11 protein-coding genes are annotated in these 13,342 nt (G+C 68.4%); 7 read left to right on the top strand and 4 right to left on the bottom strand.

Features of this window, described 5'->3' with window-relative positions; genetic code table 11:
- The 6 genes from VF794_RS06435 to VF794_RS06410 all read left to right on the top strand — a co-directional run.
- A partial coding sequence (locus VF794_RS06435; protein ID WP_331108299.1) for a co-chaperone GroES occupies positions 1 to 264 on the top strand: 264 nt, incomplete at its 5' end.
- 40 nt (positions 265 to 304) lie between these two features.
- Positions 305 to 1,957, top strand: coding sequence for a chaperonin GroEL (gene groL / locus VF794_RS06430; RefSeq protein WP_331108298.1), 1,653 nt, complete (start codon positions 305 to 307; stop codon positions 1,955 to 1,957).
- Positions 1,958 to 2,121: 164 nt separating this feature from the next.
- Entirely contained in the window at positions 2,122 to 2,379 is a 258-nt protein-coding gene (gene grxC, locus VF794_RS06425) for a glutaredoxin 3 (RefSeq protein ID WP_331108297.1), read from the top strand.
- A gap of 96 nt (positions 2,380 to 2,475) precedes the next feature.
- Positions 2,476 to 2,892, top strand: coding sequence for a hypothetical protein (locus VF794_RS06420; protein ID WP_331108296.1), 417 nt, complete (start codon positions 2,476 to 2,478; stop codon positions 2,890 to 2,892).
- A gap of 218 nt (positions 2,893 to 3,110) precedes the next feature.
- Positions 3,111 to 4,502, top strand: coding sequence for a sigma 54-interacting transcriptional regulator (locus VF794_RS06415; RefSeq protein ID WP_331108295.1), 1,392 nt, complete (start codon positions 3,111 to 3,113; stop codon positions 4,500 to 4,502).
- A 40-nt stretch (positions 4,503 to 4,542) separates the two neighbouring features.
- Positions 4,543 to 5,730 (top strand): hypothetical protein, encoded by a 1,188-nt coding sequence (locus tag VF794_RS06410; protein ID WP_331108294.1) that lies wholly within the window; start codon positions 4,543 to 4,545, stop codon positions 5,728 to 5,730.
- Between the two features lie 78 nt (positions 5,731 to 5,808).
- On the opposite strand, the gene VF794_RS06405 is transcribed toward VF794_RS06410, so the two are convergent.
- Entirely contained in the window at positions 5,809 to 6,273 is a 465-nt protein-coding gene (locus VF794_RS06405; protein WP_331108293.1) for a hypothetical protein, read from the bottom strand.
- A gap of 10 nt (positions 6,274 to 6,283) precedes the next feature.
- Entirely contained in the window at positions 6,284 to 9,883 is a 3,600-nt protein-coding gene (smc, locus tag VF794_RS06400; RefSeq protein WP_331108292.1) for a chromosome segregation protein SMC, read from the bottom strand.
- 399 nt (positions 9,884 to 10,282) lie between these two features.
- Here smc and VF794_RS06395 point away from each other — a divergent pair, with 399 nt between their 5' ends.
- Complete coding sequence (locus VF794_RS06395) at positions 10,283 to 10,888, top strand: hypothetical protein (protein ID WP_331108291.1); 606 nt, start codon at positions 10,283 to 10,285, stop codon at positions 10,886 to 10,888.
- Positions 10,889 to 10,894: 6 nt separating this feature from the next.
- Here the strand turns inward: VF794_RS06395 and VF794_RS06390 are convergent, their stop codons facing one another.
- Both VF794_RS06390 and VF794_RS06385 read right to left on the bottom strand, forming a co-directional pair.
- Positions 10,895 to 12,232, bottom strand: coding sequence for a hemolysin family protein (locus VF794_RS06390; protein ID WP_331108290.1), 1,338 nt, complete (start codon positions 12,230 to 12,232; stop codon positions 10,895 to 10,897).
- A gap of 16 nt (positions 12,233 to 12,248) precedes the next feature.
- On the bottom strand, positions 12,249 to 13,064 hold the full coding sequence (locus VF794_RS06385) for a tetratricopeptide repeat protein (RefSeq protein WP_331108289.1): 816 nt from the start codon (positions 13,062 to 13,064) through the stop codon (positions 12,249 to 12,251).
- Between the last annotated feature and the right edge of the window lie 278 nt (positions 13,065 to 13,342).

The raw sequence follows: 13,342 nt of genomic DNA, 5'->3' as shown, positions 1-13,342 counted from the left end.
CTGATCGTGAAGCGCGTGGCCGAGGAGAACAAGACCAAGGGTGGTCTGTTCATCCCCGACACCGCCAAGGAGAAGCCCCTCGAGGGCCACGTGCTCGCGGTCGGCAATGGCAAGGTGCTCGAGGACGGCAAGGTCCGCCCGCTCGACATCAAGGCCGGCGACACCATCCTGTTCAGCAAGTACGCGGGCACCGAGATCAAGATCGACGGCGAGGAGCACCTCATTCTCCGTGAGGAGGATGTGCTCGGCGTGATCGAGAAGTAATCCCCCCCGCTCCTCCCCCTACCCAAAGAAAGCATCCAATATGTCCAAGGAAATTCTTTTCGACGTCCGTGCGCGTGAAGCCATCCTCCGCGGCGTGAACATCCTGGCCGACGCGGTCAAGGTCACCCTGGGGCCCAAGGGCCGCAACGTGGTGATCGAGAAGTCGTTCGGCTCCCCCACGATCACCAAGGACGGCGTGACCGTCGCCAAGGAGATCGAGCTCGAGAACAAGTTCGAGAACATGGGCGCCCAGATGGTGAAGGAGGTTGCCTCGAAGACCTCCGACGTGGCCGGTGACGGCACCACCACGGCGACCGTGCTGGCCCAGGCCATCTTCCGCGAGGGCGCGAAGCTGGTGGCCGCCGGTCACAACCCGATGGACATCAAGCGCGGCATCGACAAGGCCGTGGCGGCCATCGTGGCCGAGCTGAAGAACCTGGCCAAGCCGACCAAGGACAAGAAGGAGATCGCCCAGGTCGGTACCATCTCGGCCAACGGCGACACCACCATCGGGCAGATCATCGCCGACGCGATGGAGAAGGTCGGCAAGGAGGGCGTCATCACGGTGGAGGAGGCCAAGGGTCTCGACACCACCCTGGACGTGGTCGAGGGCATGCAGTTCGACCGCGGCTACCTCTCCCCGTACTTCGTGACGGACCCGGAGCGCATGGAGGTCGTGCTGAACGATCCCCTCATCCTCATCAACGAGAAGAAGATCTCCTCGATGAAGGACATGCTCCCCATCCTCGAGCAGGTGGCCCGCTCCGGCAAGCCGCTGCTGATCATCGCCGAGGACATCGAGGGCGAGGCCCTGGCCACCCTGGTGGTCAACAAGATCCGTGGCGTGCTGAACGTGGCCGCGGTGAAGGCCCCGGGCTTCGGTGACCGCCGCAAGGCCATGCTCGAGGACATCGGCACCCTGACGGGCGGCCGGATGATCGCCGAGGACCTCGGCATCAAGATGGAGACGCTGACCCTGAACGACCTGGGTCGCGCCAAGCGCATCACCATCACCAAGGACAACACCACCATCGTCGACGGTGCCGGTGCGCAGAAGGACATCGAGGCGCGCGTGAAGCAGATCCGCGCCCAGATCGAGGAGACCACCAGCGACTACGACCGCGAGAAGCTCCAGGAGCGTCTGGCGAAGCTGGTGGGCGGCGTGGCCGTCATCAACGTGGGCGCCGCGACCGAGACCGAGATGAAGGAGAAGAAGGCTCGCGTGGAGGACGCCCTCAACGCGACCCGCGCCGCCGTCGAGGAGGGCGTGGTTCCTGGCGGTGGCGTGGCCCTGCTGCGCTGCTCCAAGGTCCTGGACACCCTCAAGGTGGAAGCCGGTGAGAAGTTCGGCGTGGACATCATCCGCCGCTCCGTCGAGGAGCCGCTGCGCCAGATCGTCGCCAACGGCGGCCTCGAGGGCAGCGTCATCGTCAACAAGGTCAAGGAGGGCACTGGCTCGTACGGCTTCAACGCCGCCACCAGCGTCTACGAGGACCTGCTGGCCGCGGGCGTCATCGACCCGGCCAAGGTGAGCCGCTACGCGCTGCAGAACGCGGCGTCCGTGGCCTCCCTCATGCTGACCACCGAGGCGATGGTGGCCGAGCGCCCGAAGGAGGAGAAGGACGCGGGCGGCGCCGGCGGCGGCATGGGTGGCATGGGTGGTATGGGCGGCATGGGCGGCATGGGCATGTAAGCCCTTCCGGCCTGGAGCGCGGGTCACCCCCCGCGCTCCGAGCCCCGCATACGGCCTCCGGTTCCCTCGTGGAGCCGGGGGCCGTTCGCATTGCGGGCAGCCAGAGGTCGGGTGGCGTGGCGCCCCCTGCCCTCTTACCTTCAGGAAGACCCAGGAGGACTCGCATGAAGCCCGTCAAAATCTACACCACCACCTATTGCGGCTACTGCGTCCGGGCCAAGGATCTGCTGACGCGCAAGGGCGTGAAGTACGAGGAGGTGGACGTCACCGGCAACGATGACATGCGCACGAGGTTGGTGGAGATGAGCGGCGGCCAGCGCACCGTGCCGCAGATCTTCATCGGGGAGACCCACGTGGGGGGCTACTCCGATCTCGCTCGCCTGGACAGTGAGGGACGGCTCGACCCGATGCTTCGCGCTTGAGCCGCCTGCCCGGAACCAGGCGAGCAGCCGGGCTTGGTGGGCGCCCTCCTCCACCGTGCGCAGCTTGCCGTGAGCAATCCACGCAGGGAGGCGCACATGGCAGAGGCAGGGGAACAGGCTACGGGCACCAAGGACGAGAACTACGACGTCATCAGCGTGCTCTACCACTGTCTCCAGGCGGCGTCCGAGGTCGGCCAGTACATCCAGGACGCCGAGCAGAGTGGAGACCAGGAGCTGGTGGACTTCTTCCGCGACTACCAGGAGTCTCAGCGGGACATCGCCGAGCGGGCGAAGAACCTGCTCGGGGCCCGGCTGATGCGGGCCGAGGGCGTCCAGGCCGGGGCCGGCGGCCAGGGCAAGCATCTGGTGGTCGATGGCACCCCCGGCATCAGCAAGGCGTCCGGGACGCAGACCAACTCCCGGGTGAAGTCCGGCGGAAAGCTGGGAGACGACACCGTGGACGAGCAGTCCAAGGAGTCCTTCCCGGCCAGCGATCCGCCCGGCAGTTACTAGCGGGCCCACAGGTAGAACCGCCCAGGCCGTGCGCGCGGAGCAGCAGCTCCTGCTGCGCCCCTGGGTGGAGCAGTTCCGTCGGGGAGACGACAGTCCCCGAGTTGACCCACCTTGGTAAGACAAAGGCTTGCCCCCTCGTGCCGGGCCCCATAAACAGGGAACTCCCGTGACGCTGGCCGGGCTCCCAGCCCGCCTCACCGGGGGGAGGGTCAACGCCGATGATCAACGACAGGCCGGAGGTCACCCAGACCGTGCAGAGCCCCGAGGCTCGCTCGACACGGATCCAGGTGCGTGAGTGGACTGTGGAGGTGGTGGGCGGACCGGACAAGGGCAAGAAGTTCACCACGCAGGGTTCCCTGCTGCGCGTGGGCTCGGATCCGGCCAGTGACCTGGTCCTCAGCGATCCCACGGTGAGCCGCCGGCACGTGGAGCTGGAGCGCACCTCGCAGGGCTTCGTGGTGCGCGACCTGGGCAGCCGCAACGGCACCTTCCTCGACGGCCACCAGGTGATGCAGGCGCTGGTGCAGACGGGCGACAAGGTCCAGCTGGGCAAGACGAAGCTGGCGCTCAAGCAGGAGTCGCGCTCCACCGAGGTGGAGGTGATGGGAGGCGCGGACGCCTTCGGGGCGCTGGTGGGCACCTCGGAGCAGATGCGGCTCGTCTTCGCGCAGCTGCGCAGCATCGCCCGCGAGGACATGAACCTGCTGGTGGAGGGCGAGACGGGCACCGGCAAGGAGCTGGCGGCGCGCGCCGTGCACGAGCACTCGCGCCGGCGTCACGGCCCCTTCAAGGTGGTGGACTGCAACCTCATCACCGAGGAGAAGGCCGAGCGCGAGCTGTTCGGCGGCCTGCGCTCCGGCGGCGACGAGGACGACAAGGCCAGCCACCGGGGCGTCTTCGAGGCGGCCCAGGGCGGCACCCTCTTCCTGGACGAGGTGGGCGAGCTGCCGCTGTCGCTGCAGCCCAAGCTGCTGCGCGTGCTGGAGTCGCGCGAGGTGCCCTCGCTGGAAGGGGCGCCGGTGCCGGTGGACGTGCGTGTCATCGCCTCCACCCACCGCAACCTGGAGGAGGACGTGCGCCAGGGCCGCTTCCGGGCGGACCTCTACTACCGCCTCGCGGTGGCGCGCGTGCGCCTGCCCCCGCTGCGCACCCGGCGCGAGGACATCCCCGTGCTGGCCCGCTCCCTGCTGCGCGGCCTCAAGTCCTCCTTCGAGCTCACCCCGCAGACGCTCGCCCTCTTCGAGGGCTATGACTGGCCGGGCAACGTGCGCGAGCTGCGCAACGTGCTGGAGCGCGGCGCCCTCATGCAGGAGACGGGCAACGTGAGCTGGCTGGACTTCATGGCCCAGCCCGAGCGCAAGGCCGAGGGCCAGCAGCCCACCACCAGCGTGGCGGAGATCGTCACCGGCATGCCCTACCACGAGGCCAAGGACCGCGTGGTGGCCGACTTCGAGCGCCTCTACTTCGCCGAGGTGATGCGCGTGTCCAACTTCGACATGAAGACGGCCGAGCAGCACACCGGCCTGTCCATGCAGAGCCTCTACCGCCTCCTGAAGAAGAACGGGCTGCGGCTGAAGGATCTCAAGAACGCCGAGGGTCTTGATAAATGAGGCCCCCGCAGTACCCCACCCCCAAGGGAGATTTCCACGCATGATGCGCCGTATCGCCATCGCCTCCGTCCTCCTCGCGGCCGGCTGTGCCGGCCAGCAGCAGGCCACCAAGCCCGGTGCCCCAACCACCACCGAGGAGCGGATGCGCATCACCAACCAGCATCCATTCGACGTGGCCGTGTGCCAGCAGACGCCGACGTCCACCCTGACCCAGCCCGTCAACCAGGGCATCCTCGTGGGCTCCATCCTCGCCATCCGGCCCGAGGTGATGGAGTGCCTGGTGGACCCCAAGACCCGCGGTGACGGCACCACCACCCGCGTGGTGGTGAAGACGGACGTCACCGAGCAGGGCGGCACCCACACGATCTCCGGAGAGAACCTCACCCCCGAGGGCTCTGCGTGCATCCAGAAGGTGGTGGACACGCGCGTGCCCCTCACCGCCCTGCCCAAGGGCTCGCAGCCGGTGCAGTCCGAGAGCACCTTCGTGCACGAGGCGGCCAACAGCCCCAGCGTCAAGTTCGGCATCAACCCGGGCTCGGACTACTCGGGCACCGTGCGGCTCGCCCAGACGAACTGGTGCGAGTGCTACGCGGGCTTCGCCAACAAGACCCCGCCCATCCTCAAGGCCAACGTGGACCTGAAGAAGGACACGGCCACCGCCGCCGCCATCACCTTCGACCCGGTGGGCAACCCCGCGGGTGACCAGCTCGCCACCTGCCTCCAGGCCAAGATGATGGCCCTGCCGGCCAAGCTGGAGACGGACCAGCTGAAGTTCCCCTACCGCTTCATCCACTTCAACTCGAAGGCCACCGAGGCCTCCGCCGAGCTGCCGCCCGAGCTGCGCTTCTTCCAGCTCGAGCTGGAGCGCAACCAGCGCTCGGCCAACGCCGCCATCGCCTTCGGCGCCCGCTCCAACGCCGCCGAGGCCTATGACGCCATCGTCTCCAAGTACCAGAAGACCAAGGACTGGAAGCTCGTCGACGAGCTGAAGAGCAAGTGCCAGGCGCTCGTCAACTCCGCCCAGGGCTGGGTGAACGCCATCGACGCCCAGCTCAAGGTGGACCAGGCCACGCTGGCGCTCGCCCAGGAGCTCAAGGCCAAGGACGCCGCCTGGGGCGACGTCGAGACGAAGAGCCAGGAGGTCATCGCCGGCACCCAGCAGGATCTGGCCAACGCGCAGAAGCGCCTCGAGGCCGACCAGGGCGCCTGCCCCAAGGAGCGCAAGTAGTCCTCGCGCCTGGCCCGGACACCCGGGCCTGAAACAGCGAAGGCGTGGGACCCGAAGCGGGTTCCGCGCCTTTTTCGTCTACTCCTCCGGAGGCAGCGGCGTGTACGTGCCGCCCCGGGACTCCACCGCCTGCCGCACGGCCTGGTCGAGCTCGTCCCGGGTGGTGAACACGTGGATGCCCCCCAGCTTGATGCCGGCCATCGTCACGCCCATCTTGATGAGGCTCGAGCCCACCAGCACGCTGAGCGAGGCGAGCCGCGCCGCCAGCAGCAGGCCCAGGTCCGTGAGTTCGGTCCGGGCCTCGGTGGTGTAGAGTTCCATCCCCTCCCAGTCGTGGAAGATGTCCACCTTGCCGCGAGGGTTGTCGGCGACGAACTCGTTGATGACCGTCACGGCGAGCCGGGAGAACTCGGCATCGAACAAGGGCCCGCGGAAGCGCAACACGAGGACATGCGGGGCAGGACGCCACGGCCGGAGCTCCCCGTTGGGGGAGGTCCAGATCCGGGTGCCATTCGCGAGCGACTTGGAGAGTATGGCGGACATGGGCCCGCCTCTAGGCCGCGGAGACGTTGTCGTTGGCGGCCTTGGCCTCGCGCAGCTTCACGCTCACCAGCTTGGAGATGCCGGGCTCCTCCATCGTCACGCCGTACAGCGTGTCCGACACCTCCATGGTCCGCTTGTTGTGCGTGATGAGGATGAACTGCGACTGCTTGCTCATCTCCTTCACCATGTCGTTGTAGCGGCCCACGTTGCCCTCATCCAGCGGCGCGTCCACCTCGTCCAGGAGGCAGAAGGGCGTCGGCTTGATGAGGAAGATGGCGAAGATGAGCCCCACGGCCGTCAGCGCCTTCTCGCCGCCCGACAGCAGGCCCACGCTCTGGAGCTTCTTGCCGGGAGGCTGCGCCACGATCTCCACGCCCGGCTCCCCACCCTGTCCCTCGCTCGTCAGGATGAGGCTCGCCCGCCCGCCGCCGAACAGCCGCGGGAAGATGGCCTGGAACTTCTCGTTGACGATGTCGAACGTCTGCTTGAAGCGCTCCCGGCTCGACGCGTCGATGCGCCGGATGGCCTCCTGGAGCTTCTCCATCGAGTCCGCCAGGTCCTTCTTCTGCGTCAGCAGGAACTCGCTGCGCTGGGCCAGCTCCGCGTGCTCGTCGATGGCCGTGAGGTTGATCTCCCCCATCTTGTCCACCTGCGCGCGCAGGTCCTTCAGCTCCTGCTCCGCCTCCTCGCTCAGCGAGGGCAGCAGGTGGTAGCGGTGCACCTCTTCCTGGAGCTCCGTGCCGTGCCGCTCGCGGATGCCCGCCACCAGGTGCTCCAGCTCCAGGGCGATCTCCCGCTCGCGCAGGGTGATTTGGGACAGGCCCTGGGTGACGCTCTCCATCTTCGTGCGCAGCTCGCGCAGGACGGTGTCCTGCTCGCGCACCTGGGTCGACGCCGTGCCGTGGGCCGTGCGCCGCGCCTCCAGCACCTCGGAGGCCAGGCGCAGCTCCTCGGCCTTCTTGCCGCGCAGCTCCTCCGTCTCGGAGATGCGGCGCTGGAACTCCGTCACCCGCGCCGAGCCGTCGCGCACGGTGGTCTCCAGCTTGCGCACGCGGCTGGCCATCTCCTCCTTCTGCGCCAGCAGGCTCTCCAGCTCCTTGCGCGCCGACTCGCCGCGCTCGCCACCGGCTGCCACCTTCACCCGCAGGCTGGTGAGGTTGCCCGAGGCCGTCTCCGCGCGCTGCTTGAGCGACTCCAGCTCGCCCACGAGCTGCTTCACGCGCTCCTCGCGCGACTCGCGGTCCGCCTGGCCGTGCGCCACCTCGCCCCGGCTGTTCTCCTCCTCGTGCGCCAGCCCCTCGTACATGTGGGCCAGCTGCGACTCGTCGGCGTCCAGCGCCCGCACCCGGTCGCGCACCCGCGCCAGGTCCTCGCTCGCCTTGTGGAGGTCCTTCTCCTGGTTGGCGAGGCTCAGCTCCTCGGCGTGCTGGTTCTTCGCCAGCCCGCGGAGCACGTCCTCCATGTCCCCCATCTGCTTCTGGAGGGTGTAGTGCCGGGTGAGGATCTCGTTGTAGCGCTCCTCGACCCGGGCCACCTCGCCGGCCAGCTCGGAGATCTCCCGCTTCTTCTGGAGGGCGCCCACCACCGCGCCCTCGCGCTCGCCACCGGTGATGGTGCCGTCCGGGCGGAACACCTCGCCGTCCAGGGTGACGAGGGTGCAGGCATTGCCCTCGGCGTCCGCGTAGGCGCGGGCGGAGACCAGGTCGTCCACGATGACCACGTCACCGAGGAGCAGCTGCACCACCGGCTTGAGCGCCTCCTCGCACGTCACCTCGTGGAAGGCGCTGGCCAGCACGCCGGGCCGGGAGGTGTCCGGCGCCACCACGGAGGGCACGCGCTCGGAGGAGGGCACCGGCAGGAAGCTGCCCCGGCCCTCGATGGCGGACTTGAGGTACTCGACCAGCTCCACGCCCTTGTCGCGGCTCTCCACGACGACGTGCTGGAGCCGCTCGCCCAGCGCGGCCTCCACGGCCCGCTCGTAGCGCGGCGTGGTGGAGATGACGTCCGCCACGAGGCCGAAGATGCCCTGGGCCCGAGCCTCGTCGCCGGCGCGCACCATCACCGCGCGCACGCCCTTGTCGAAGCCCTCGTAGTCCTTCTGGAGCAACTCCAGGGAGGACAGCCGGCTGCGCTTGTCGCTCAGCTCCTCGCGCAGGCCGATGACCTGGACCTCGTTCTCCATGAACGCCTGGCGCGTGCGCACCAGGGCCTCTTCCTCGTGGCCCTTGCGCTCGGCCAGCTCGTGCGAGAGGTGGCGGCTCTCCTCCACCCGACGGGCCACCTGCTGGCGCACGTCGTCGAGCTGCTTCTCCTGCTCGCGCAGGGACTCCGCCTCGGCGCGGTTGCGGGCGCGGCGCGTCTCCAGGTCCGCCTTCTGGCGGGCGAGGTTGACGAGGTTGCTCTCGTGGTTGGCCAGCCGGCTCGCCACGGTGACGACGGCGGCCCGCTCCTGCTCCAGCCGCAGGGAGATTTCCGCCTGGAGCTGGGTGGCCCGGCGCAGTTCCTCCTGCGCTACCTTCATGGCGACCTCGTCCTCCTTCCACGAGCCGGCGATGTTGCTCAGCTCCGCCTCGCGGGCGGCCATGGTGTCGGCCACCTCGGCCTGCCGGGCCTTGAGGGCGTTGAGCTCGGCCTCGGACTGGCCCACCCGGGCGCTCGTCTCCTCCAGGTCCTTGCGCCAGTAGGCCAGGTCCTGGTCCGTGCGCTGCACGGTGCTCTCCAGGGCGTGCACCTCGGCGGACAGCCGCTGGAGGGCCTCGGTCTCGGCCTCCTGCTCGGCGCGGCGGTTGGCGATGATGACCTCCAGCTCGCGCAGCTTCTCCAGGCCCTCGCGCTCCTCGCCGCCCAGGCTGTCCAGCCGGGTCTGGAGCACCTTGGACTCGGCGTGCAGCTCCAGGAAACGGTGCGAGGCCGAGTGCAGCTCGATCTCCCGCATGCGCGTCTTGAGCTTCTTGTACTTCTCGGCCTTCTTCGCCTGGCGCGAGAGGCTCTCCAGGCGGCGCTCCAACTCGCTCGTAATATCCGTGACGCGCAGGAGGTTGGCCTGGGTGGCCTCCAGCTTGCGCTCGGCGGCCTTGCGGCGGGACTTGTACTTGGTGATGCCGGCGGCCTCTTCAATGAGGTGGCGCCGGTCCTCGGGCTTGCTGGAGACGATGAGTCCCACGCGGCCCTGCTCGATGATGGAGTAGGCCTTGGTACCCACGCCGGTGCCGAGGAAGAGCTCGGTGATGTCCAGCAGGCGGCAGGTCGTCTTGTTGATGAGGTACTCGGATTCGCCGCTGCGGAAGAGCCGGCGCGTCACGGTGACTTCGGCCAGGCCGGAGAGGTGGACGGGGAGCGTGTCCGTCTCATCCACATGGAAGGTGAGCGACACCTCGGCCATGTTGAGGGGCGGCTTGGACTCCGAGCCGTTGAAGATGACGTCCTCCATGCCGCGGCCGCGCAGGTTCTTCGCGCTCTGCTCGCCCATCACCCAGCGGATGGAGTCCACCACGTTGGACTTGCCGCAGCCGTTGGGGCCGACGATGCCCGTGACGCCGTCATCGAACGTGAAGACGCTGCGCTCCATGAACGACTTGAAGCCGGTGATGTCCAACCGTTTGATTCGCATCGAGTACGGGCTCCCGACAGGTGTGCAGGCGAGGGAGGAAGGGCACCGGAGGCCGAGAAATCGGCTCCGGAGCGATCAGACGAGTAGCACGCTGGATCTCGACCGATCAAGCGTGACCCTGCCATGCGTGACGATATGCGAGCAGGCAAGCATGGTGCCCACCGGCCGGGGGACCGGGGGGACTTGTACCGGAGGGAATAAACCCTACCTTTCTTCAACCTTTTCTGGAGGCGACCTACGTTCGGGCCCCTGCTTGCTTTCTCCCTCCTCGTCGGAGCGTCCCCGGCGGGCATAGCAGTCCCCTCTGACACGGCGACGCCCCCGGCCCACTGTCCCAATCCATACTTTCCGCTGGAGGAGGGGCTGAGGCTGACCTACCGGGCGGGTCGCTCGGAGCTGTTGCTGGCCACCCGCGAGGTGAAGACGACGGAGGGGGGCCTCACCAGCACCCTGGCGGTGGACATGGGGGGCAAGGCGGGCAGCACCGAGGCCACCTGCGGCGCGGACGGGGTGCGCACGGGGGTGGGCGGGCTCGAGGGCACGCTGCTGTCGGCCTCGGGCATGGACGTCGAGGTGGTGTCGTCCGAGGGCGTGGTGGTACCGTCGGCCACGACCATGGTGCCGGGGGGCTCGTGGAAGAACAGCCTGTCGGTGAAGCTGCGGCCGCCCGCGTCGGCCCAGTTGCCGGGGGGCCTGCGCCCGGTGCTCTCCTCCACGTTCGACAAGGAGGCCACGGTCGTCGGAGAGGAGGAGGTCACCGTCTCCGCAGGCACCTTCAAGGCCCTGAAGGTGCGCAACATCACCACGGCGCGCGCCGGTCGCCTGGACTCGGTGGGTCGCTCGCTGGAGAGCTACATCTGGTTCGCCCCCGGCGTGGGCATCGTGAAGGTGGCCACCGGGGAGAACACGGATCTGGAGCTGCTCAAGGTGGAGCGCCCCACCCCGGCCCCGGCCCCGGCCCCGGAGAAGAAGGAGAAGAAGCCGTCGGGGACGCGCAAGCGCTGAGTCGGTTCAGGCGTCCACGGCCGGGGCCACCGGCTTCGGGCCGGACTGGGGCTCCACGATGACCCGCACCACGCGCGGCCCCTCCACCTCGTCCACCTGGATGCGCCACATGTCCAGCTTGAGCGTGTCCCCCTTCTCGGGAATCCGCCCCAGCTTGGCCATGATGTAGCCGGCGATCGTCGTCACCTCGACGTCTTCGTCGTCGATCTCGAACGAGACGTCCAGGCGGTCCTCCAGGTCGTCCAGCTGGGCCGTGCCGGGCAGCTCGAAGCGTCCGCCGGGCAGCGAGCGCACCTCGTCCATGCGCCGGCCCAGCTCGGCCACGTCGCCCACCACCTCGGCCACCACGTCCGCCAGGGTGACCATGCCCGAGGTGCCACCGTGCTCGTCCACCACCAGGGCGATCTGTCGGCGGCGGCGGCGGAACTCGTTGAGGAGCTGCTCCAGCGTCACGTGCTCCGGCACGTACACCACGGGCCGCTGCACCTGCGCCAGACTGCGCAGCTCGCCCTTGGACAGGAGGAAGAAGAGGTCCTTCACGTTCACCAGGCCCTCCACCGCGTCCATGTTCCCCCGGCACACCGGCAGCCACGTGTGGCCCGCCGCGCGCGCGTCCGCGATGCACTTGTCCAGGGGCTCCTCCATGTCGAGGAACTTCACCTGGTTGCGCGGCACCATCACCTGGCGCGCCGTCTTCTGCGCCATCTCCAGCGAGCGCTCCAGCAGCTCCGCGCGCTGCATGGTGATGGCGCCCGCCTGCGCCGAGCTGTTGAGGATGACGCGCAGCTCTTCCTCGCTGTGCGCGTCGTTGGACTCGTGCGCGGTGTGCAGCCCGAAGGCCTTGAGCACCCAGCCCGCCACGCCGTTGAGCAGCCAGATGGCCGGGTAGAAGGCGAAGTAGAAGGCCCGCATGGGCAGCGCCACCGCCAGCGTCGTCTCCTCGGCGCGCTGGATGGCGAGGCTCTTGGGCGCCAGCTCCCCCACCACGATGTGCAGGAAGGTGATGATGGCGAAGGCGAAGGCCACCGCCAGCGAGTGCGCCAGCGTGGCGCCCGCCGCCTCCGGCACCAACCGGTTCAGCACCGGCTCCAGCAGGTGGGCGAAGGCCGGCTCACCCAGCCAGCCCAGGCCCAGCGACGCGAGGGTGATGCCGAACTGCGTGGCGGACAGGTACGCATCCAGCTTGTCCACCATCTTCATGGCGTTGGAGGCGCCCGGGCGCCCATCGTCCACCATGGCCTGCAGGCGCGTGTGGCGGATCTTCACGATGGCGAACTCGGTCGCCACGAAGAAACCGTTCGCGAAGACCAGCAGGATCGCCAGTCCGAGGAAGACCCATTCCATAGAGGAGCTCAGACGCTCAGAAGAGCGCCTCGAACTCGGGGTCGCCCTTCAAGGAGTCGAACATCGTATCCGAGGCGAGCCAGCCCTGAACTTTCTGGCGATCCGCGGCCACGGCCTTCTGCAAGTAGGCCAACGCATCGGGCCGGCGTCCCCACAGCGCGTAGAGGGCGGCCAGGTTGTAGTTGAGCAGCAGGTCGTCCGCGTTGAGCGCGCGCGCCTTGTCGTACGAGCGCTCGGCCTCCGCGTAGAAGCCCTTCTGGGCGTAGCAGATGCCCAGGTCCAGGTGCGCCTCGAAGTTCTCCCCCTCCAGCCGCACCACTTCCTTGAGCTGGGTGATGGCGGAGCGGTAGTCGCCCTCGTCCATCAGCAGCGCGGCCAGCTCGTGGCGGGGAAAGGCGTCCTGGGGGTCCAGCTCGATGGCCGTCTGGAGCTCGCGCATGGCGTCCTCGATGCGGCCCTGGTCCGCGTACGTCAGACCCAGGTTGAGGTGCGCGTCCGGGTACTCCGGATCCAACTCGATGGCCTCGCGGTACTCCGACACGGCCATTTCGGCGGCGTGCGTGGAGAGGAAGCAGGCGAGGTTGTAGTGCGCGGTGGGGCTCTCCGGCTCCAGCTTGAGCGCGGTGAGGTACTCGCCGAGGGCCTCACGGAAGAGCTTCTTCTCCGCGTAGACGGTGGCGAGGTTGTCGTGGGCGTGGGCGGAGTCGGGATCGAGATCGATCGCCTTCTTGAACTCCTTGATGGCCTCGTCCAGCCACCCGCGATCGGCAAGCTCGATGCCGCGCGAGTTGTGCTCGTCGGAGAGTACGATGTTGTCCTTTTCCCGGGCCATGAATTCGCGGGGCAATGTAGGCGCCGGCACTTCAGCGGCGCAACGGAGAGTCATGCCTCCCGCCAAGGGCTCGGCGGGTACTACCCCCTCAGGCTGCCCCGACGGGTCCGCCCCAGGGGAGTCCGGCGCAGGGAAGGGTTGCTTGCCCCCTCCCCTGGAGAACAGGGGAGGAGGCAGGCAGCGAACTACTTACGGCGCTCGCGAGCGCGACGGCGCTTGAGGGCGGCCTTCTTCGTGGAAGAGCGATTGGACAGCTTCTTCTTGCTGCGGTTTCCCTT

This window comes from Archangium sp. (assembly GCF_036389735.1).
GTDB lineage: Bacteria > Myxococcota > Myxococcia > Myxococcales > Myxococcaceae > Archangium.
Note: the sequence above shows the minus strand (reverse complement) of the source record. Positions and strands in the feature narration are given on the sequence as shown.